Raw genomic sequence first — 22,565 nt, forward strand, 5'->3', positions numbered from 1 at the left:
CAAGGGGGCTACGATGAGTGCAGAGAACGTCCAACTAGAAGCAATCCCGTCTCCTAAACAGGAAGATAGCTTCCTTAAAGGGGTAAAAGATTGTATTCCCACACTACTAGGCTACTTAAGCATCGGACTTGCAGCAGGCGTTGTTCAAAAGACAGCCGGACTCAGCATTGCTGAGATTGCCTTAATCAGCTTGATTCTTTACGCGGGCTCCGCTCAGTTTATAGCTGCTGGAATGATAGCCGTTAGCAGCTCGCCTGCGGCCATTATCATTACGATATTTATCGTGAATCTTCGCCATATTTTGCTTAGTGCAGCTCTTTCTCCTTATTTCCGCCATCTTTCCCCACTGAGAAATATGCTGGTTGGTTCTTTATTGACTGATGAGACCTTTGGAGTTGCCATCAATCAAGCTTTGAATAAGCAGCAAATCAGTGAAAAATGGATGCACGGTCTAAATCTCACAGCATATTTAAATTGGTTTCTTGCGAATGTAGCGGGAGCTTTTTTAGCCCAGTGGATCTCAGACCCTGATCAATTCGGTTTGCAGTTTGCCTTACCTGCGATGTTTATTGGCATTCTTGTAATTTCCATGATTGACCGTAATAAAATCAAACTAGATTTGGTTGTCGCAATCCTTGCCGTAATCATAGCAGTAGGAAGCTCTTTCCTATTCTCCAGTAGTGTTGGAGTGATTATCGCTACAGTTATTGCGTCAACGATAGGGATGGTGTTTGAAAAATGGAAGTGAGATGGGATGTATTTCTGATCATTCTAGGAGCAGCTTTTGTGACCTTTATTCCCAGGGTGGTTCCGCTTATGATCCTTAGCCGGTTTGAATTGCCAAAATGGGGAATGCGCTGGTTAAATTATGTTCCTATCTCTGTTATGGCGGCATTAATAGGTCAGGAGATATTTTTGAATGATGGAGAATTTTCGTCTTTAGCTAATAACATTGAGCTTTTTGCGGCATTGCCTACTTTTTTGGTTGCGATAAAAACCCGGAGCTTGCTAGGCACTGTAGTGGCGGGAATTGTTTCAATCATGATCCTACGGATGTTTTTTTGATCCACTTCTACGCGTATGAAGTCACTATCGGACCCAGTTGACCTTATTCGCAGCAATATCCCACTTTTGGAACACTAACGGACACCATTGTCGCTATTGTCATGAAAAACACCTATTATGAACCACTTTCTGAGGAATAGCTGCACTGGGGTCCGAAACTAAGCATAAAAGGCAAAAAAATTGCAAATAACGCCATCTGGGTCCGAAAGCATCAGGAGATTGTTATGAATTGGTGGTCTAGGCAGCAGCAACTAAAAAACAGAGCAGCCCTTCCCCATTAACGGGAAAATGACTGCTCTGTTTTCTTTTTACTAATATTTATTGCTTAACGGATATTTATTGCTTAACGAACAGCCTGCTGAAGCCCAGTCTGACTAACCCCGATCAACTCGCCGCGGCATTCGTTCACGCCAGCTTCCGTTATCTTCACCTGACAAAGTTCTCCTTGGAGTGAATCTTCACCATCGAAGAACACCTGCAAATAGTTGTCGCTAAACCCATGCTGGATATTGCGGCCCGGAGCCCCTTTTGCGGCTCTTTCCGGAATAACACTTAATGTCTGGCCTACAAATTTACGAGCATAAGCTATTTGCATTTCTTCTGAAAGATCAATCAGTTCCTGCACGCGTACATTTTTGATTTCTTCGTCGATCTGATTCTCCATCCGCGCTGCTGGAGTGCCCGTCCGCTTGGAGTAAGGGAATACATGCATCTCAGAGTAATTAATAGCCTTCATGAAATCGTAGCCGGCACGGAACATTTCATCGGTCTCTCCCGGGAATCCAACGATAACATCCGTAGTAATCCCGACATCCGGCATCGCCTGACGGATCAGCTGCATTTTGGCGTAATATTCTTCTGTCGTATATTTACGGCGCATTGCTTTCAGCACATCATTATGTCCGGCTTGCAGCGGGATATGCAGATGACGGCACATTTTAGAGGAACGGTTCAGCACCTCCAGCAGCTTCTCATCGATCTGGCTGGCTTCGATAGAACTGATACGTACCCGCTCCAGTCCATCCACCTTATCTAGATCCCACAGCAAATCGGCTAGACGGTAATTATCAAGATCATCACCGTAACCACCGGTATGAATACCCGTGAGAACAAATTCTTTATACCCTGCTTCTACTAATTGATGCGCCTGGGTTACGATGCTTTTGGGATCACGGCTGCGGGAAAGTCCACGTGACCATGGAATGATGCAGAATGTGCAGAAGTTGTTGCAGCCATCCTGAATCTTCATAAAAGCACGCGTCCGATCCGCAAAGCCAGGTACATCCATCTCTTCGAATTCACGTGTCTTCATAATATTACGAACAGCGTTGACTGGCTGACGTGAGGCTTCAATGTTCTTCACATGCGTCATGATCTGATCGCGGTCCTGGTTACCAATAACAAGATCGACACCAGGAATATCAAGAATCTCACCAGGAGAGGTCTGTGCATAGCAGCCAGTAACCGCCACGATAGCCTCCGGATTGCGGCGAACGGCACGACGAATCATTTGACGGCTTTTTTTGTCACCTGTATTAGTTACAGTACAAGTATTAATCAGATATACATCGGCAGGTCCCTCGAAATCGACCTGCTCGTAACCTTCATTTTTGAATAGCTGCCAGATGGCTTCGGTGTCATAAAAATTCACTTTACAACCTAAAGTATAAAATGCTACGGATGGCATCTCTTAAGCTCCTCCCATTTCTCCAGATTCATATAAAATACAAGCAGCGGCAACCATGCCCGCTGTCTCACAGCGCAGAATACGCCGTCCTAGTCCTACGGAAACCGCACCAGCTTCTTCTGCCTTTTGGCATTCCTCTGGTGTAAAGCCCCCTTCAGGACCTACCACAATCAATACCTTCCCACCAGCCTGCGGTGAAAGCGAGGATAACCAAGGGGCAACACTGCTGCGAAGCTGCAAGCCTTCTTCTTTTTCATAACAGAAATAAATTGCATCATACTCACTAAAAGTCTGGAGCAGCTGCTTCCAGGATAACGGTGAGCCTACAGCCGGAACGATGTTCCGGTGTGCCTGCTCGGCAGCTTCTTTACAAATTTTACGCCAGCGGTCCAGCCGCTTACTTTCCTTGCGTTCATCGTACTGTACAATCGTGCGCTCCGACAGAAAAGGAATAAAACCAACGGCTCCAATTTCTGTACACTTTTGAATGACAGTTTCCATCTTATCAGCCTTGGGTAAGCTCTGAGCCACTGTGATTTTTATCCGCGGTTCATGCGTCATCTCCAGGGTTTCCAGGATATTCACTGTCACTTCCCCAATTTCGATCTGAGCAATCTCCACTAACGCTTCACGGGAGACGCCATCGCTGACAATAAGCTTGTCCCCAGCCTTACCGCGCATCACTTTGGCAATATGCCTTGCATCTTCTCCGTCAATTCTAACGTTATCCGTACCAAACTGCTCCGGTGTAACAAAATATCGCTGCATCTCTTCATCATCCTGTTCATGAATTCAGTAAGAAGAAACGGTAAAGACGCCTTAATTAAGACGTCACCCGTTTCTTAGAGAAATATAACTATGGATCAGGCGAAATTTAACTATCCTATTTTTCAACAAATTACATAATACAATGTTTAAGCAGGGTTGACCAGACTTCAGTCCCTACCTTAGCTGCCAAACATTCTTAGGAATAGCTGCACAAATGTTCTCGACATTTCACTAGCCCAGTGGCCAAGAGGATCAATGGTATAGGTTCGTAACCCTGGAATAAACAGAATTAATAAAAATATAAATACAGCCCATTGCTCAAATTGCTGTAATTTGCCCCGAATAGAGCGAGGGGCAATATCCTCCACAATCCGGTAGCCATCCAGCGGAGGCAATGGAATCAGATTGAATAAGAATAGAAAGAAGTTCCATTGAATAAAGGTGCCAAAGAACAAATACACTGCCTCTAATACGCGGTCATTGGAGATCGACTCTAATACACCAGTTGCCGCAAGCACCCCATATATTAAAGCACCAATAATCCCTAGTAACAGGTTACTGATTGGGCCCGCAGCAGACACAATGACTCCCATCAGACGGGGGCGGCTAAAGTTATCGCGGTTTACAGGAACCGGACGCGCCCACCCGAAACCAGCAACCAGCAGCAGTAAAATACCAAAAAAATCGAAGTGTACAGCAGGGTTAAGCGTCATGCGTCCTAATAATCTAGCGGTAGGGTCACCGAACTTATTGGCGAAATAAGCATGACTGAATTCATGTACTGTAAAAGCAATTAAAATCGTAATGAGCAGAAAAGGAAGCTGATCCAGATCTACACGTATTATACTTTGCAATATATCCATTTTTACCTCTTTCCGGCTGTAAATGCCACCCAATCTTCTTCACGGGATACTTCCATAATCTCAAAGCCGGACTCTTGTAGTGCGTTAGCCACAAGTCCTTCTTTATCCTTGTAAATACCAGAGGTAATATACAAGCCTCCTGGCTGAAGTGCACGATACACGTCATCCGTAAACAATACGATGATTTCTGCCAAAATATTCGCAACTACAATCTTCACTGGGAGTGTAACGCCAAGACTATCCTCTGTTACTTGCTCAGCAGGTGTTCCCTCAAGAGTGTGACCCGGTCTAGCGGATGGCCACATTTCTCCAGCAGCTGTGTCAGCTACGCCTTCACCGCCTAGCAAGGAGAGCAGGTCGCTTTCTTTTACCGTAATGAACTTCTCAAGTTTGTTCAGTGCTACATTCTCGCGCGCACTTTCAACAGCTACCGGGTCCAAATCTAACGCCAGCACGGATTTCGCACCAAGCAGCATCGCACCTACAGCCAATATTCCTGACCCCGTACCGACATCGATCACTTCTTCGCCGCCGCTAATATTCTTTTCAAGCGCACGCAGGCACAAAGCAGTTGTAGGGTGAGTCCCTGTACCAAATGCCATACCAGGGTCCAGCTCAATGATTGCTTCATCTGGGCGCTCAGGCGTATATTCCTCCCAAGTTGGTTTAATCGTGAGACGCTCCGATACCCTGAGCGGTTTAAAATATTGCTTCCAAGCATGCGCCCATTCGTCTTCATCTACGGTTTTCCAAGAAATCAGCGATTTGCCCGGATCAATACCGTACTCACGCAATTCTGCTACCCGTGGAGTCAGTTCTTCTATAACAGCATCCATATCCGTGGAATCGGCATAATAACCTTTGATTACCGCTTCCCCTTCTGGGATATCATTCAAGGGTTGGTCGTATAATTCACCGTAACGCGTATTCCGCTCTTTACTGAGTGTTCCGGATTCTTCAATAGAAACCCCACCCGCTCCTGCTTCATATAAAAAATTCGAAATCATTTCTTGTGCTTCTTCTGTTGTATGTATCGTCACTTCATGCCATAACATCTTTATGTGATCCTCCTAAAGTTTTGTGAGCGTTAGCTTCATTGATTGACTTCGTGCAAAACTGGCTTCGTAAGCATAGACTTAGTTTTGTGAGCATTCGCTTCATAGTATAACATTTCTTCTTGGGGTAACGCCAAACTACAGATCAACGCTCTGCTATGCCCGTGCTGCTCCTGCAAAAGCAATCGAGCGAATGATCATCTACCATCCCCGATGCCTGCATAAAAGCATAACATATGGTAGAGCCGACAAACTTCATGCCTCGCTTTTTTAATGCTTTACTCATTGCGTCAGACTGAGCCGTCGAAGCAGGGACATCCGCACGTGTCTTCCAATGGTTAATCGAAGGTGCACCCCCCACAAAACTCCAGAGATAATCTGCAAAGCTGCCTGTTTCCGCACTAATTTGCAAATATACGCTTGCATTACGAATGATAGAATCAATCTTTAAGCGATTTCTAATAATCCCGGGATCGTTCATCAGCTCAGCAATTTTCGGCTCATCATAATGCACAATCTTTTCCGGATCAAATCCATCAAATACCTCTCTGTAATGTGCCCGCTTTTTTAAGACGGTGTACCAGCTTAATCCTGCCTGCATGCCTTCGAGCATAAGTAATTCAAACAGCTTCCGGTCATCATACAGAGGTTTACCCCACTCTTCATCATGGTATGCGATATATAAAGGATCCTCATTAACCCAAGCACAGCGAGTGATTTCCATCCTTTTCTCTCCTTTACGCTAATCCTCGCTGAGTCCACTCAGCATCTACTCACTGTAAACGAAAAAAAGGGAAGAACACAAGGTTCCTCCCTAAAAAAAATTTTCTATGGCCGCAGCTGCACTCTTGTTTCTTTATCCGGATCGTCAGTAGTATAGAAGAATATATAAATAGAAGCTTCTGTACCTTTGAAACCCTTGTAAACATCAATGGCCTTATTGTTTCCATCCCCAGTGAAATTAACGGTCAGAGGTTTACCTAAAATACGCTCTTTCCCTAGTCCGATATGGGTCTGGTTAATTCCACCGAAGCGAGCATCTTCACTTTCAGTCTCTACATAAAGATCGGCACCCTGCATATAGTACGTCCATTTTACCGGATAACCGCTAAGCTGCTGAATAAGCGTCTGTTTCTTATCAGATATATTCGTCAACAGAAGTGGTGTTTTTTCGTCCTTGTTAATTTTATAGCTGCCGTGCTGAGTTACCTTGTATTTAGCAACAAAGGTAATTGGCGTCTCTTCTGTGATTTCAAGGTCAACTGGCCGCTCAAAACGAAGCACTGTTAATTCCGGCTCACCTTCTGGAGATCTCCAGAAATTGCCCTCCAGCGTCTTGCCTGCTACTTCAAGAGTAGACTTTTGATACGGGAAATTGGTGCCTTTCTCTTTACTTCTAATAGCGATTCGAATTTGAGTAGGCGTCACTACCATTTTCTCCAGCGTGTAATTAGGTTCGCCCTCTTCTAGCGGCAGATTCAATGAAGTATTTATGGTTCCGCTCTCCATCTGCTTTTTGCTTAATTGAAGATCAAAAGCTAGTGGCCCCTCAACCTTTTTCTCTTGTTTCATGTACTGCAGCTTGTAATTCACTTCTCCGCTGGAAATATCAGCCGCCTTAAAATATTGCTGGGACGTATATTCCCCGTTTTCTCCCGGTGTACCGAAAGCACCTCCTGCCAGCGAATTTATGAGCGTTCCGTTTTTGTATGCAACAATATTTGGAAAGGCCCATTCTTTTGCTTCTGGCTGATCAAAAATGATCGCTGTAGAGAATAATATTTTTTCTTGTCCTTGGGTAAAAGGTTTCACCTCTATGCTGCGCATTCCTTCCTGTCCAATAGGAAACTTTTGTGTCTCCTGCGATTGGATATCCAGCGGTAAATCTAACTCCTGTGTGCTAAAGGCTTGCAGATTATCTGCAACTAGTTGCACATTCACAGTATCCTTTTTCGGTGTCCAATCACTCTCGAAATATCCGTTGTAATGTTGATTTTTCTCATCCCATAACACATAACTGAACTCACTGGGACCATTCGCCCCATCTGCGCCCTTCAAAGTCATTCCTTTAACATTCCAATTTTCATTTTCCAAGCGTTTTCCTACATCCAAAGTGAATAAGATAACCGTCCGATTCTCATCCACAATCGCTGTATGTAGCTTCAGAGTTACTCCATCCTGTGTCACCGACTGGTTCAGTTGTTGTCCGAGATTTTGGGCCAGCGCTGCTTGAACGCCTCCTCTCCCATGGAGCAAATTATCCCAATCATAATGCACTGCCGCATATACGGGTGCCGCTGCAATAAGTACTGAAAATGAAGCAACCACAGCTATTTTACTCCAGTTTCTCCCTCTGTTCCCGCTACCATTGGCCATACGAAGTTGTAGGGGAGTCATTGTACTGTTTTCTTGCTCTAAACGTCCCCACATGCGTTCAAAATCTGGATAAGGCACGCCTTTATCTTCATTTAAACGATGCTCCAGCATATTTTCTAACTTTTTCAAAAGCTTCGCCCTCCTTTAGTTCAATTTGAACCCCAGCCTCCTGCAGGATTCTCCTCATTACCGTTAGTCCTTTATGCAGCCTAGATTTGGTCGTTCCAAGTGGAATGGACAGCAGATCCGAAATTTCAGCCAGACTGAAATCATGCATATACCTAAGTGTGAGCACCATCCTAAGTTTGATAGGGACCTGGCTCATATATTGCGCCCACTCGACCTCCGTCTCACGCTGCTCAATCTGCTGCTCCACAGCTGTTTCTGCCGTTTTATTAAAGAAATGAAGGTTGTCCGTTATCTTCTGTTGCAAGGTTCGTTTTCGTTTCAAATGATTGAGGCAATGGTTGACCGTTATTTTCATAATCCAAGCCTTGATATGCTCCACGTGCTCACGATTGCTGCGAAATACTGTAATAAAGACATCCTGAGTCAAATCCTCTGCATCCGCCGCGTCATGCACCATATAGTAGCAAGTCCGGTATACATCTTTATTGTAGGTTTCAAACAACTCCCGGTTACTCTCCAAATCTTGCGCCCTCCTTTCTTGACTGAGATATCTATATGACAACCAATCCTTGGAAAAGGTTCGTTTTTCTGAGCATAAACTATCGCTACTCTTAAAGACATAGAAAAAATCAAACAGGCTTAATAATCTAAACGAAGCAAATAGAGGAAGGACAATGACTCTTTTAACTACGGGTCCGATAGAAAACAATGTTAACTCAGAAAACAACACAAGACTTACACAACAGGTCACGGTCGGTCAAAATTGCTAATGGTAGCGGTCAGATTGCTTCCACAGTTCTGATCGAAGGCTACTACATGAATGAGAAAGAATTCAATATGTATGCGATCTGCTAGATGTGATGCCAAATCAAGTAATAACTAAAAATTATTTTGCGGATTTTGATACTTTCGAATTTTTTTTCACAACTGCTAGTTTGCCAGATCATCCAATTCAACTCTCATTTTGGGGTAAAGACAGTGCAGAAAGATTAGTAGCCCCGCATCGATTAGTTACAGCAGAATTACTTGGGTATGATGGGGCAACTGGCGCGACAGGCGCTACTGGGGTGATGGGGCTAAAGGTGGGACTGGCTCTGATGGGGCGATTGGGGACACGGGAGTTACTGGAGTCACTGGCACGACTGGTGCTTCTGGTAACACCGGAGTTAACGGAGTCATCATAAATCATAGATATATGATTCCTACCTTGATTGTTAACAAAATCGGATAATACCAACAATTAAAAGGGTCTATCTCTCGCAAGTAGGAGACCGACCCTTTTTTGCTGATATTCAATCTATCAACATACATACTGCTGCTAGAGAATATCCATAACTTCACGCGCTTGTGTGTCGAGATTTTGTGCAGATGAAGCAATCTTCGAAAAATCCTCCAACGCCACCAGAACCTGCTGCTGACTATCTTCTATATTTTCTTGCACTTGATTTGTACCTATAGAGATCTTTCCAATTTCCAGCGTGATCGCATCCACACTATCCCGTACCTTTATGATCGAATCTTGTACCATGGAAGATAACTTTCTTACTTCTTTTGCCACCACGTCAAAACCTCGGCCATACTCCCCGGCATGCGCTGCCTCAATAGCAGCATTTAGGGCTAATAATTGCGTTTGCGAAGCAATATCGCGAATCGTTTGCACGATGCTATGAATCGATACAGCTTGCTTTTCAAGATTAGCTAGAGTATGTGTATTTTCTATCGATACTTCGGCGATTTTGTTGATGCTTCGTAATAATTCTTGACTGCGCTCAATACCTAAATCTGCTCTTTGATTCAAGCTGTCTGCCATCTCTTGCATCCGTAGTACAACATTACTCATGTTGCTTTGTCTTTGGGTGATATTAGTTGCTATTTTAGATACTCCGATGACTTGTTCATTGCTTTCATCAAACACTGGCATGTAGGTGGCTTCAAGCCAAACCGCATTTCCTTTCGAATCCATTCGTTCGATCTTATCCTGAAAACTCTTCCCTGTAAAAAGATCCTGCCAAAACCGTTCGTAACCTGGGCTATCTGCGAAATGTGAAAAACAGAACTCTTTATGATGCATTCCGTACATCTCATCTTTTTTATATCCCATGGAATTTGCAAAAACCTCATTCACATAAGCTACTCGGCGATCAAGGTCAAACCGGATAATGGCTAAATTTCTTTCTAAAGATCTAACAACAAGCCCATCAGTAACTCCTTGAGAGTGTACCAGCCCCATTCTAATTCCCCCTGAAAAAATTCAATACTTGATTGGTCGTAGTTAGTATATTCGAACAGTTATACATCCTTAATTTGTAGTGTGATATTAGCTATTTCACTTAAAATATTTATAACATCTGCAGACGCTAATATAATTGAAAATAATGATAATTAGGGAAAACTTCCCTAATGATGTGCAAGATTCGAAGGTTGATCTATCTTTTAGGGAAATACTCCCCAAAAACTCATGAAATCAGGCTTTTTCTATCTTTTCGAGCGTTTTTCAGGGAGGTTTTCCCTAATTAATCATTTTCCAACCTCAATCATGCCGAAAATTATATCCAATTCCAACAGAAATGCATCTACAGCTACGTCGACTATGAGACGCCCAAATTCTTCTTAGCGGTAGCCTTACTTATAAGCTAAAAGCTTGCCCTAATTTAGTTCATTTTTCTGATCTCATAACAAAAAAACCCAGCTACAAATATCAGCTAGGGTTCAACTCTCAATTTCATTTTCAAATTCCAACCACAAAGCAACTTTATTATTCCGTAACTTTATTTTACCACTACTTCAGTCATTCCCTCATTACGAGCACGCAGCAAAATTTCGCAGTTCATCCAAATCAAATGCACTCCAGCCAGGCTGCGGCGCAGCAAGCCACGTCTACCTTCCCTTCATGCAGCAGTTGTCTGCGACCTGTGCGAATATATTCCTTCTCCCATTGTACGTACAGTCAAAAGTATCTTATTAATTGGATTTATAATCTTTTATTTTAATCCCCAGAACCATATCCTTCTGATATGCGTCAGCTTGCTTCAAACCAATAATCCTTGGGTCTGAAGGGTAGTGACGTTCAAGATATAACAAAAATGCGTGATGAAACCTAATTTCGGCATCCAATTTATTCAGTTCGTTCGGATGATTCTCTAGTTCGGTTAATTCTGCTTCCCATCGATACAAATCGCTCGCCTCAGAGCGCTCCATACGAACCTTCTCTGTCAGCTCCCGCAACTCACGATAGGCCCGTTTTACTTTTGGAGAGTACAACTGCTTCTGGTTCAAATAGGTTAATAGTGCGATCAATAAGGCTAATCCTGTCCACAAAATAACGTTATCCATCTTCTCCCCCCACACTTAAGCTCTTCGCCCTAATTATACATGCCCAAACACAAAAATACCCCACAAAGTGAGGTATCCGCCTTAGCTTTTTTAGCTGCTATTCTTTCTTCATAATCTCATTCAGCTGACGTTTGTCCGCTTCTTGTGCGCGATCCTGAGCTTCAATATCATCAAGATCGGCTTCCGCCGCCGAGAATTCTACATCCTCTGCTTTAGCTTCGTATAACATTTTCAATTTCTCCGTCTTGGAGAAGATTTGTGAGTTTTCTCTATCCATTGTTCGTCTCCTTTCTTCTTATTAATGAAGTGCCGATCAGACCATCCCGCCTGCTTCTTCAATTAAGCGCAGAGCCTGATCGTAGGACTCCGTATGCACAATAACCGTAAGCAAAATATCTCTCCCCGTTGGACCTCCGTTACCACCATGACTCATTCCGCTAGAGCTGGTGTCCGCAGCTGCAAGTATGCCTGTGTGTGCGTGCTCAGCAGTCATGGAGTCCATTCTGGCCACATTGCCTGTCACCGGATTTACCCCTGAGCTAAAGCTGGTACCTCCATATCTACTGAAGCGATCAATGGAAACTTCAATGGCCCGAAGTGCACGAAGCTTGCGCGCGACGCCTTCGGCTTCCTCTGGACTTTTAAAATATGCCAAAATATATCTTTCCGACATCTTATCCCCGCTCTCGCTTGAAATTCAGATATCTGTTGCATTCATTTATATTGTCTTAATTTCACTTGTTTTATGCTCTGATTTTCTTATATTCCACTTATCTACTGGGAATTCGACAATTTCCTCAACGCTTCGCTGCAATATGGTACTAAAGTTGTATATTCGATTTGAAGTTATAGCTGTAGAATAAATTTAATTTTCATAATTTTTTACATTTTATATGGAGGAGGAGAACCACAGACACACAATGCAATACAAAAAAATTCATTTGGGAGGATGAACTTATTTGAAACGTACCTTTAAACACTCTATTCAAAGATTTGGTATTGGAGCGGCAAGCTTCGGACTGGCTGTGTCTGTTCTTTTTCCATCAGCTGCATTTGCGAACTCATCCCTTGAATCTTCAACCCTGGTTACGGATGTACAGTCTCAAAGTGTGACCCCTCATAACTATGCTGGAGTACTCAAAGGTTCAGCACCAGTTTCAGTGATTGTGGAATTGACTAATAAACCAGTCAGTGTGTATGTAAATGAGGCAAAAACTTATTCTTTACGATCCTCAGTCTCCTCACAACGCAGTAAAATTATCTCAGAGCATAAAAGCTTTATTTCCTCAACACAGAAAATCGATGCCGATATCGGTTTTGAATACAGTGAGATTTTTAACGGGTATTCCATTACGCTGCCAGCCAATCAAGTAAACAAGCTGTTAGAGCTTCCAGGCGTTGCGGCTATTTATCCGAATGAAGAAGTACATGCACTAGAAGACAGTGTTGAAGTGGCGACATTACCTGCTACACGTTCCTATTCAGACAGCGGTAAGCTAATAGGCGCGGACAAACTACATGATTTAGGTTACACAGGCAAAGATGTACAGGTAGCGGTTGTCGATACTGGTATTGATAAGAATCACCCTTTGTTAAAAGATAATTATAAGGGCGGCTATGATGTATATGATCAGGATGATGATCCGGCTGAAACAGCCCCTGATGCTAACTTCCCTCCAAGAGCAGGCACTCCTTACGAAACCTCGCATGGTACACACGTTGCCGGGACAATTTTAGATGTGGCACCTGAGGTAGAATTGTATGCGTATCGCGTACTTGGTCCCTATGGATCTGGTTCCACAGCGGATGTAATTGCGGGTATTGAGAAAGCGGTCGATGACGGAGCAGATGTTATTAACCTTTCTCTAGGCTCTAGTGTCAACCAAAGCTATTCCGCGAGTTCAATCGCGATAGACAATACCGTAAAATCGGGCGTGAATGTTATTGTTGCCGCCGGTAACGCTGGACCGGATGCAGGAACACTGGGCGAACCCGCTGGTGCCCAACTCGCGCTTAGTGTTGGAGCTTCTACTACTCCGATAAATACCCCTTTCTTTGATATTGGCGATGTTAAAAAGATTCCCGGGACATTAGCCAGTTACTCCCCAGATTTAATCGATAATATTGCTGGCAGTAAGATCGTTTTCGCTGGTCTTGGAAGTCCTTCCGATTACAAAAATCTGGATGTCAAAGATAAGGTAGTGCTTGTCGATCGGGGCTCGCTGAGCTTCTCAGACAAATCTCTTAATGCCAAAGCTGCTGGTGCGAAGCTTTTGCTGATTGCCAATAATGAGCCTGGTGAAATCAGCCCCACCCTTGGTGCGCCTGGGGATTACATTCCTACCTACGGAATCAGTCAAGCCGATGGCAAAAAAATAAAAACTCAGATGGCTGCGGCTAAAGATATAATCAGTTACTATATAGCGCTTGAAGTAAATCAGTTAGCAAACTTCAGTTCTATGGGTCCGGGGATGCCCGATTATCTAATAAAACCTGATGTTGTAGCGCCCGGAGTCAATATCAACTCGACGATCCCTAGCTGGGATGGGAACTATGACCAAGCTTTCGGCTTAAAAAATGGCACTAGCATGGCAACTCCACACGTTGTAGGAGCTGTGGCTTTGTTACTGAGTAAAAACTCTGATCTGAAGCCAAATGAAATTAAAGCCCTGCTGATGAACAATGCTGATCCTATTTTTAAACGTGATGGGAATTCTTACTCCTTGTACCAACAAGGTGCAGGTTTAATTAATCTGGAGAAGTCGATAAACGCTAAATCCATTGCTAAAGTCGGTGAGATCCTTAACAGCGGTCTTCCGGGTACTGTTGAAATCCCTTATTACACAGGTTCCTTATCCTTCGGCTTACAGCCAAAGGGTGTTACCGTAACGAAAGCTGTCTATGTAGAGGACTTTAAAGGGAATGGAGAAACATACACCCTGTCCACCAAATGGCTGACAGAAGTGCCTAGTGATATTAGTATTGATTTTGCACCACACAGCGTTACTTCAGGGGTAAATCAATATGCACAATTTACACTCAATGTATCTAAAATAGCAAAAGAGGGCGCATATGAAGGCATCCTGTTACTTACCTCTGATACAGAAACCCTTCGTCTGCCATTTAACATTGTTGTAGGCGACCAATTTAATGTAGCACCTATTAATCAGCTCTCTTTTGAAAGTCCACAAATTTCACCTAATGGTGATGGACGCTCAGATGACACCACCTTTACCTTTTCTGTCAATGAAGAGCTGGAAGGCATAAGTTTCGTTGCCTCTTCAAAAGATGCTCCTGCAACAGTTTTAGGTGAAGTTTATGCAATCGATGAGAAGATCTATCGTGGCGTATACGAAGTTCCAAATTGGGATGGAACATTAACAGACCTGGAGACCTCCGCCAAGTCTACTTTAGCAGATGGTCACTACTACATCATTCCTGTGCTTCCCAATGGGCAACTGCTCGAGAAACAAAAGGCCGAATTCACAATTGATACCGAGAAGCCGCTAGTTTCCGGCATCACCATTGAGGAGTATGAACGCGAAGCGCCAACCGATCCTGGCGTGGCACAAATTAGTGGTTTTATTGATGATGACCTAATGGCCTATTATATTTCTAATACAAACCCTATTGGAAACTGGTTTACCGTATATGCCGAAGGCAAACATTATGATGGGAATGCTTATAAATTTGGCGGTGTGATTGCAAATAACGGTGCCTTTACCATTGATGTTCCTGTTAACGAGGGGCTAAATGAGTACAAAGTCCACGTGGTCGATAAAGTGGGGAATGGTGCAGACGACGATGATTACGTTCAGCGGCTGCTTTATAGCACAGGGGATGGTACTTTCACAGTAACTCCGGCTCTTTCTGCATCCACCATTGAAGTAGGACAATCTGTGACCGTTGATTTAGATTATTCCGTGACAGACGAGGTTTATGGCGTCTATGGGGCTTCATTCGGTGTCATATACGATGATTCCCTTGAATCACCGGTAATCCAGCCAAGCGTACAGCTGGTTACGTATCAAGAGGAGCATTTCTCTAGTGTTCCACTTACAGAATATTCACAAACGTATGACCTTGGAGACGGCCACAAACTGACACAATATAGTGTCAATCTGTCAGGAGGTGCTTATCACGGCTCTGGCTCACTAGCCCAAATAACCTTCGAACCAGCAACAGCAGGAGATTATTCCTTTGAGCTATATGATGTCCAGATTTGGAATGATGCCACAACATCAACTATCCCATCTGGTTTGAGAACAGTAAGTGTAACTGTTAGCACACCTGAAAAACCGACACCGACACCAACGCCAACACCGACACCGACACCATCAGCAACGCCATCAGCAACGCCAGACCCAACAGAAACGCCAACACCGACACCATCACCTACGTCTTCTCCATCTTCTGAGACCTATGTATCTACAGCAACCAGCACTCCCACTCCTGGACCTTCTTTGAAATCCGGGAAGCTAGTAGAGACAGCCGATCCAGCTGGTGGTAAACCTTCAACGGTGTTTAACATCTTAGATGCTGCATTAACAAATTCGATCCAGAATGCAAAAGATAAGACTTCTGTACTTGATCTTAGCGATGTGAATTTCAATAAGTATAGCCAAGTCGTTATTACTCTTACCCCGGCGCAAGCCGAACAGTTGAAGAAATCGGAGAATGCACTCAGCCTTAACGGTAGTGGGTTCAATGTTCTTATTCCAGCGGCAACCCTTCCGGATTTCATTAGCAGCAGTGGTTTGTTGCTTACGATAAGTCTGGCTGATGCTAGCGATACAGCAGTCTTATCAGGAAGCTCAGCTGCGATCAATATTGGTTCTTCCATTCTGACCATTAAAAATGGTTGGACAACCGGAAAGCCGATTACCCTTCAGCTTAATCTAAAAGACAGCAGTCTACGTGATGCTCGAAAAACTGCCGCCTATGCAGAAACAAAGGATCATAAATGGTCCTATCTGCAACCTGGATCTTTCTCTAAAGAAGGTATTCTACAGTTTACAGTTACTGGCGACGGCTCTTATAGCGTTGCATTCCGTAATGTAAGCTTCAAGGATATCGGCACTCACTGGGCTAAAGGCGATATCGAAGTTCTTGTTGCTCATGGTATCATTGCCGGCAAAGGAACCGATGGCAGCTTCAAGCCTACTGACACCTTAAATCAAGCGGAGCTACTAACGCTCTTCGACCGTCTACTTGGAAAAGGTGACACTTGGAATACTCGTATCAAACAAAGTGGTTCACGTGATGTGCTGACTCGCGAAGAAGCAGCTCTTATCATTGCTGAAGCTCTAGGTGCTGATCTTACAGTAGCTAAGACTCCTTTGAGCTTTAAGGATGCCGACAACATCGCTGCAGAAGCACGTAACGCCGTAGCCTATGCGGTAAGCAAAGGTTATCTCAAGGGCGTTGGCGCGGACAACTTCAATCCACAAGGTACTCTGACTCGGGCACAGGCAGCAACGATTCTGAGCCGCGTGTTCGAGGACCTACGTTCTTAAACAGTATCTAGTTGAACTCTCAAAGAAAGCCCCAGCAGCCAGATGGCTGCTGGGGCTTTCTCGCTTTAGGTCACATCTGCGGCGCATACGAGGCAACTATCGGACACAGTTGCACTTAAATGCTGGATTATGCGACATTTGCCATGCTAACGGACCCCATAGTCGCTATTAGCACGAAAAACACCAAATATAAGCGCTTTTCTGGGCAATAGCTGCACTGGAGTCCGAAACTTCGCTCAAAAGGAGAAAAATGTGCAAATAGCGCCAACTGGGTCCGTATGCCTCCAGCGTCTTCTGGGTCCTATCCACTCAGATGATTACACTCAACGCTATCGGACTCAGTTGCACTTAAACGCTGAATTATGCGATATTTGCCATGCCAACGGACCCCATAGTCGCTATTAGCACGAAAAACACCAAATATGAGCACTTTTCTAGGCAATAGCTGCACTGGAGTCCGAAACTTCGCTCAAAAGGAGAAAAATGTGCAAATAGCGTCAGCTGAGTCCGCAAGCCTCCAGCGTCTTCTGGGTCCTATCCACTCAGATGATTACACTCAACGCTATCGGACTCAGTTGCACTTAAACGCTGAATTATGCGATATTTGCCATGCCAACGGACCCCATAGTCGCTATTAGCACGAAAAACACCAAATATGAGCACTTTTCTAGGCAATAGCTGCACTGGAGTCCGAAACTTCGCTCAAAAGGAGAAAAATGTGCAAATAGCGCCATCTGGGTCCGTATGCCTCCAGCATCTTTTGGGTCCTATCCACTCAGATGATTATTCTCGGCGCTATCGGACGCAGTTGCACTTAAATGCTGGATTATGCGACATTTACCATGCCCACGTAGATAATTCAAAACAGATAGTGTGTTAAAAAAAGATGGAGACCAGTCGGGGGTTTCAAGGTTACAGGGGGTTCGGGGTTCGGGGTTCGGGGTTCGGGGTTCGGGGTTCGGGGTTCGGGGTTCGGGGTTCGGGGTTCGGGGTTCGGGGTTCGGGGTTCGGGGTTCGGGGTTCGGGGTTCGGGGTTCGGGGTTCGGGGTTCGGGGTTCGGGGTTCGGGGTTCGGGGTTCGCGGTTCGGGGTTCGGGGTTCGGGGTTCGGGGTTCGGGGTTCGGGGTTCGGGGTTCGGGGTTCGGGGTTCGGGGTTCGGGGTTCGGGGTTCGGGGTTCGGGGTTCGGGGTTCGCGGTTCGGGGTTCGGGGTTCGGGGTTCGGGGTTCGGGGTTCGGGGTTCGGGGTTCGCGGTTCGGGGTTCGGGGTTCGCGGTTCGCGGTTCGCGGTTCGCGGTTCGGGGTTCGGGGTTCGGGGTTCGGGGTTCGGGGTTCGGGGTTCGGGGTTCGGGGTTCGGGGTTCGGGGTTCGGGGTTCGCGGTTCGCGGTTCGCGGTTCGCGGTTTGCGGTTCGGGGTTCGGGATTCGGGGTTCGCGGTTCGCAGTTCAGGGTTCGCGGTTCAGGGTTCGGGGACGGGATTCGGGTTCAGAGGTTCGGCGGGGTTTACCGGAGTTACCGGAGTTACCGGAGTTACCGGAGTTACCGGGCTTGCCGAGTTCACCACGAGCTGCCAGGCTTTTCCGGGTTTTCCGAGTTAGCCAAGCTCGCAAAATTCCCCAGGTTCCAGCATTACAGCTCAACCAAAGAATTGCATGGGGTCAGTTAACTGGCCCTGCTATAATCTCATGCTAAACAAAAACACAGAGCAGCGATCCCCCAATAACGGGAGGACCGCTGCTCTGCTATCTTTTTTTTCTATTCATTTACTGAATGAATGAGTTAGGATATCAGTCCCCGCGAAACGCACGTTTCACACGATCAAAGAAGGACTGTTCGTGTTCATGTGTGTTTTCTCCGTTCAGAGAAGCGAACTGGCGCAGCAATTCTTTTTGCTCTTCATTGAGCTTGCTAGGTGTCACAACAATTACTCGTACATGCTGATCACCTTGGCCAGATCCGCGCAGACGCGGAACACCTTTACCTTTGAGGCGGAAGAAAGTGCCTGTTTGCGTTCCGGCAGGAATCTTCAGCTTCACTTTTTCGGTTAAGGTTGGAATTTCAATCTCATCACCAAGTGCTGCCTGTGCAAACGTAAGTGGAACCTCGCACATAATATCATCGTTCTCACGCACGAAGAAATCATGCGATTTGACACGGATAACAATATACAAGTCTCCCGCAGGACCGCCGCGTAAGCCGCCTTCACCTTCGCCAGTCATGCGCAGCTGTGCACCGTCGTCAACACCAGCAGGAATGCGCACATGGATCTTGCGTTGCTTTTTAACTTTACCCTGTCCGCTGCAAGTTGTACATTTTTCCTTAATAATCTTACCTGTACCACTGCAATGTGAACAAGGACGACGATTACGCATCTGTCCAAGCGGTGTATTCTGTACGAATTCCTGTTGTCCACTACCATGACATACGGAACAAGTCTCTGGTTTAGTGCCCGGTTTAGCCCCGGAGCCGTAGCAGGTATCGCAAGTTTCTGTACGTGGAATAGTAATATCGGTTTCTTTGCCGAATACTGCTTCCTTGAATTCAATGGTCATGGTATACTGCAAATCCCCACCGCGCTGCGGTGCGTTAGGATCACGGCGTCCGCCGCCTCCGAAGAACATATCAAAGATATCACCAAGTCCTCCGAAGTCGCCACCACCGCCGCCTCCGAAGCCGCCCATACCTTGGTTAGGGTCAATATGGCCATATTGGTCATATCTAGCTCGCTGTTGTCCATCACTAAGAACATCATAAGCTTCTTTTACTTCCTTAAACTTAGCTTCAGCGTCATCTGCTTTATTCACGTCTGGGTGATATTGGCGCGCCAATTTCCGGTACGCTTTTTTCACCTCATCGTCTGAAGCATCTCTACTTAGGCCAAGCACTTCATAATAATCGCGTTTATCTGCCACTGCTTTCACCTCCGTGCATACATACTCAAATTCCTTATTACCTGTCAAACAAACCATTATACGATAAAACCTCAGGATCTGACCATCCAGATTCAGCGATGTTTATTCTTACAATATCAGAAGGCGCATTCGCAAAGAGTGTGCAGTCTGATATTACAAAAGGAAAGTCAAAACACGGGATGACCCGGTTTTGACCTTCCCTTCTTAACTATATAAGAATTTATCAGTTTCCTATTACACTTATCGTATAAGGTTACCCTTGATTCTTATCTTCGTCAACAACCTCATAGTCAGCGTCAACTACATTATCTTTTTTAGGAGCGCCTTCAGAGGCTCCAGCGCCACCTTCAGCACCTTGCTCAGCTTGAGCAGCTTGTTCGTACAGCTTCATGGACAACTGTTGTACAATCTCAGTCAATGCTTCTGTAGCTGCATTGATTTCTTCAAGATTGTCAGTTTCAAGTGCTGCTTTAACTTTATCTTTAGCTTCATTTGCTTTTTCAACATCAGAAGCATCAGCTTTATCGCCAAGGTCTTTAATTACTTTTTCAGTAGAATACACGAGTTGGTCAGCACCGTTCTTCGCTTCCACCAGTTCTTTACGCTTACGGTCTTCCTCAGCGTGAAGCTCGGCATCCTTCATCATTTGTTCTACTTCTGCGTCGCTCAGGCCGCTGGAAGAAGTGATAGTGATTTTTTGGCTCTTGTTCGTGCCTTTATCTGTTGCAGATACATTTACGATACCGTTGGCATCAATATCGAAAGAAACTTCGATTTGTGGCACGCCACGTGGTGCTGGTGGAATCTCGTTCAGCATGAAGCGTCCCAGTGTCTTGTTGCCATTTGCCATTTGACGCTCACCTTGCAGCACGTGAATCTCTACGCTAGGTTGGTTGTCAGCAAAGGTTGAGAATACTTGGGATTTGCTTGTAGGAATCGTAGTATTACGCTCGATCATCTTCGTGAACACGCCACCTGCAGTTTCAATACCCAGGGAAAGCGGAGTTACATCAAGCAATACAACGTCTTTAACATCACCAGTCAATACACCCGCTTGAACAGCAGCACCAAGAGCTACTACTTCATCCGGATTCACACCTTTGTGTGGTTCTTTGCCAGTAAGCTTTTTGATAGCATCTTGTACAGCTGGGATACGTGTAGAACCACCAACCAGAACGATTCTAGTAAGGTCTGCAGGGGTCATGCCAGCATCAGACAATGCTTGACGAGTTGGTCCCAAAGTACGTTCTACCAGACCAGCAGTCAGTTCATCAAATTTCGCACGAGTCAAGTTGATCTCTAAGTGCTGAGGTACGCCATCAACCACAGTGATGAACGGAAGCGATACAGTTGTTGTCAGTACGCCTGACAATTCTTTTTTCGCTTTTTCAGCTGCATCTTTCAAACGTTGTACAGCAGATTTATCTTTGCTCAGATCAATGCCTTGCTCTTTTTTGAATTCGGATACCAGGTAATCCATAACCACTTGGTCAAAGTCGTCGCCACCCAGCTTGTTGTCGCCGCTTGTAGCTTTTACTTCGAAGAAGCCATCACCAAGTTCAAGGATGGATACGTCAAAAGTACCGCCACCAAGGTCATAGACTAGAATGGTTTGATCTTCGGATTTCTCCAGACCATATGCCAAAGCTGCTGCTGTTGGCTCGTTCACAATACGCAGAACTTCCAAACCTGCAATTTTACCTGCATCTTTGGTAGCTTGACGTTGGCTGTCATTAAAATAAGCAGGAACAGTAATAACTGCTTGAGTAACAGTTTGGCCAAGATAAGCCTCTGCATCGGATTTCAGCTTTTGCAGAATCATTGCCGAAATTTCTTGTGGGGAGTAGTCTTTACCATCAATGCTTTCTTTATGGTTAGTACCCATGTGACGTTTAACAGAGCTGATCGTACGATCAGGGTTAGTAATCGCTTGGCGTTTAGCCGTTTCACCGACGATACGCTCGCCGTCTTTCTTAAAGCCTACAACCGAAGGGGTTGTACGCGCGCCTTCTGGGTTTGGAATTACTACGGCTTCGCCGCCTTCCATAACGGCAACGCAAGAGTTCGTGGTTCCTAAGTCAATACCGATAACTTTACTCACAATAATTTGCCTCCTCTAAAGTTATATGGAGCCTAAGCTCAATAAATTTATAAAAATATCAAAAAAATTCGATTGATAATAAACTATCCGGGCAACAGCCTGCAATCGGATAAATAGTAGGCAAAAGCACTGCTGCTTTATGGCGAGCAGAAACTGCCCGTCCTATATAGACAGACTACATGCTGACTTTGACCATGGCCGGACGAAGAACTCTATCTTTCAGAAGATATCCCTTTTGAACCTCTTCTGTAACGATACCCTCTTCGTACTCCTCGCTCTCAACCTGCATAATAGCCTGATGGTATTCAGGATTAAAAGGCTGTCCTACTGTTTCCATAGCTGTAAGCCCCTCAGCCTTCAATACCCCATCCAGCTGACGGAAAATCATATTAACGCCCTTCGCGAAAGCTTCGGATTCAGGATTAGCTGGAGTAGTGACTAACGCACGCTCGAAATTGTCCAGCACGGAAAGCAATTCCGTCAGGAGCTTGGAGGTAGCATATTGAGCCAACTCTTCTTTTTCCTTCTGGGTACGACGACGGAAGTTATCAAAATCAGCTTGTGCACGCAGTGCACGACCTTGATATTCATCAGCAAGATCCTGTAGGCGTTTCACCTCAGCACCTGTATCTGAAGCACCTTCACTAACGTTTTCAGCTGTAAATGAGTCGGCATCTGAGACTACTTCAGCCACAGGCTCCTCATTGATCAATTCCTCTTTGAATTCATTAGAATCTTGAACTTGTTCCTTTTTCAAGTTGTCT

19 protein-coding genes are annotated in these 22,565 nt (G+C 45.1%); 5 read left to right on the forward strand and 14 right to left on the reverse strand.

Annotated features, from left to right (window positions below; all coding sequences use genetic code 11):
- Window positions 1–13 precede the first annotated feature (13 nt).
- Both PODO_RS23020 and PODO_RS23025 read left to right on the forward strand, forming a co-directional pair.
- Entirely contained in the window at window positions 14–748 is a 735-nt protein-coding gene (locus PODO_RS23020; RefSeq protein WP_036683898.1) for an AzlC family ABC transporter permease, read from the forward strand.
- Window positions 739–1,065 carry an AzlD domain-containing protein gene (locus tag PODO_RS23025; RefSeq protein WP_038572914.1) on the forward strand — a complete coding sequence of 109 codons (327 nt, stop codon included), beginning with the start codon at window positions 739–741 and terminating at the stop codon, window positions 1,063–1,065. The genes PODO_RS23020 and PODO_RS23025 overlap by 10 nt, the downstream gene beginning before the upstream one ends.
- 343 nt (window positions 1,066–1,408) lie before the next feature.
- Here PODO_RS23025 and mtaB read toward each other — a convergent pair whose 3' ends face one another.
- The 7 genes from mtaB to PODO_RS23060 form a co-directional block, all read right to left on the reverse strand.
- Window positions 1,409–2,752: a tRNA (N(6)-L-threonylcarbamoyladenosine(37)-C(2))-methylthiotransferase MtaB gene (gene mtaB, locus PODO_RS23030; RefSeq protein ID WP_038572916.1), complete on the reverse strand. Its 1,344-nt coding sequence runs from the start codon at window positions 2,750–2,752 to the stop codon at window positions 1,409–1,411.
- A 3-nt stretch (window positions 2,753–2,755) separates the two neighbouring features.
- A complete protein-coding gene (locus PODO_RS23035; protein ID WP_036683903.1) occupies window positions 2,756–3,520 on the reverse strand; it encodes an RsmE family RNA methyltransferase in 765 nt (254 codons plus the stop codon).
- Window positions 3,521–3,699: 179 nt separating this feature from the next.
- The gene (locus PODO_RS23040; protein ID WP_036683904.1) at window positions 3,700–4,383 is read right to left on the reverse strand and encodes a site-2 protease family protein; all 684 of its coding nucleotides are present in this window, start codon (window positions 4,381–4,383) and stop codon (window positions 3,700–3,702) included.
- A gap of 2 nt (window positions 4,384–4,385) precedes the next feature.
- On the reverse strand, window positions 4,386–5,438 hold the full coding sequence (gene prmA, locus PODO_RS23045) for a 50S ribosomal protein L11 methyltransferase (RefSeq protein ID WP_038572918.1): 1,053 nt from the start codon (window positions 5,436–5,438) through the stop codon (window positions 4,386–4,388).
- Between the two features lie 145 nt (window positions 5,439–5,583).
- Window positions 5,584–6,162, reverse strand: a complete 579-nt coding sequence (locus PODO_RS23050; protein WP_038572920.1) for a DNA-3-methyladenine glycosylase I — start codon at window positions 6,160–6,162, stop codon at window positions 5,584–5,586.
- A 104-nt stretch (window positions 6,163–6,266) separates the two neighbouring features.
- On the reverse strand, window positions 6,267–7,943 hold the full coding sequence (locus tag PODO_RS23055) for a DUF4179 domain-containing protein (RefSeq protein ID WP_155288179.1): 1,677 nt from the start codon (window positions 7,941–7,943) through the stop codon (window positions 6,267–6,269).
- Entirely contained in the window at window positions 7,903–8,463 is a 561-nt protein-coding gene (locus PODO_RS23060; RefSeq protein ID WP_036683913.1) for an RNA polymerase sigma factor, read from the reverse strand. The genes PODO_RS23055 and PODO_RS23060 overlap by 41 nt, the downstream gene beginning before the upstream one ends.
- 340 nt (window positions 8,464–8,803) lie before the next feature.
- On the opposite strand from PODO_RS23060, the gene PODO_RS31565 reads away from it, so the two are divergent.
- Window positions 8,804–9,127: a hypothetical protein gene (locus tag PODO_RS31565; RefSeq protein WP_038572923.1), complete on the forward strand. Its 324-nt coding sequence runs from the start codon at window positions 8,804–8,806 to the stop codon at window positions 9,125–9,127.
- 134 nt (window positions 9,128–9,261) lie between these two features.
- Here the strand turns inward: PODO_RS31565 and PODO_RS23070 are convergent, their stop codons facing one another.
- The 4 genes from PODO_RS23070 to PODO_RS23085 all read right to left on the reverse strand — a co-directional run bounded on the left by PODO_RS23070 (window position 9,262) and on the right by PODO_RS23085 (window position 11,949).
- On the reverse strand, window positions 9,262–10,173 hold the full coding sequence (locus PODO_RS23070) for a methyl-accepting chemotaxis protein (protein WP_038572925.1): 912 nt from the start codon (window positions 10,171–10,173) through the stop codon (window positions 9,262–9,264).
- A gap of 731 nt (window positions 10,174–10,904) precedes the next feature.
- Window positions 10,905–11,276, reverse strand: a complete 372-nt coding sequence (locus tag PODO_RS23075) for a hypothetical protein (RefSeq protein WP_036683921.1) — start codon at window positions 11,274–11,276, stop codon at window positions 10,905–10,907.
- A gap of 97 nt (window positions 11,277–11,373) precedes the next feature.
- Window positions 11,374–11,553 carry a YfhD family protein gene (locus PODO_RS23080; RefSeq protein ID WP_036683923.1) on the reverse strand — a complete coding sequence of 60 codons (180 nt, stop codon included), beginning with the start codon at window positions 11,551–11,553 and terminating at the stop codon, window positions 11,374–11,376.
- 36 nt (window positions 11,554–11,589) lie between these two features.
- The gene (locus tag PODO_RS23085; RefSeq protein ID WP_036683926.1) at window positions 11,590–11,949 is read right to left on the reverse strand and encodes a hypothetical protein; all 360 of its coding nucleotides are present in this window, start codon (window positions 11,947–11,949) and stop codon (window positions 11,590–11,592) included.
- A 286-nt stretch (window positions 11,950–12,235) separates the two neighbouring features.
- Between PODO_RS23085 and PODO_RS32185 the strand changes: the two genes are divergently transcribed.
- Window positions 12,236–16,792: a S8 family serine peptidase gene (locus PODO_RS32185; protein ID WP_038572928.1), complete on the forward strand. Its 4,557-nt coding sequence runs from the start codon at window positions 12,236–12,238 to the stop codon at window positions 16,790–16,792.
- Between the two features lie 1,399 nt (window positions 16,793–18,191).
- Entirely contained in the window at window positions 18,192–18,386 is a 195-nt protein-coding gene (locus tag PODO_RS31310; protein ID WP_155288180.1) for a hypothetical protein, read from the forward strand.
- A gap of 189 nt (window positions 18,387–18,575) precedes the next feature.
- On the opposite strand, the gene dnaJ is transcribed toward PODO_RS31310, so the two are convergent.
- The 3 genes from dnaJ to grpE form a co-directional block, all read right to left on the reverse strand.
- Window positions 18,576–19,700, reverse strand: coding sequence for a molecular chaperone DnaJ (dnaJ, locus tag PODO_RS23100; protein ID WP_038572930.1), 1,125 nt, complete (start codon window positions 19,698–19,700; stop codon window positions 18,576–18,578).
- 253 nt (window positions 19,701–19,953) lie between these two features.
- Window positions 19,954–21,801 carry a molecular chaperone DnaK gene (gene dnaK, locus PODO_RS23105; RefSeq protein ID WP_038572932.1) on the reverse strand — a complete coding sequence of 616 codons (1,848 nt, stop codon included), beginning with the start codon at window positions 21,799–21,801 and terminating at the stop codon, window positions 19,954–19,956.
- 175 nt (window positions 21,802–21,976) lie between these two features.
- Complete coding sequence (gene grpE / locus PODO_RS23110) at window positions 21,977–22,558, reverse strand: nucleotide exchange factor GrpE (RefSeq protein WP_036677491.1); 582 nt, start codon at window positions 22,556–22,558, stop codon at window positions 21,977–21,979.
- Window positions 22,559–22,565 lie beyond the last annotated feature (7 nt).

Source organism: Paenibacillus odorifer (assembly GCF_000758725.1).
Taxonomy (GTDB): domain Bacteria; phylum Bacillota; class Bacilli; order Paenibacillales; family Paenibacillaceae; genus Paenibacillus_AQ; species Paenibacillus_AQ odorifer.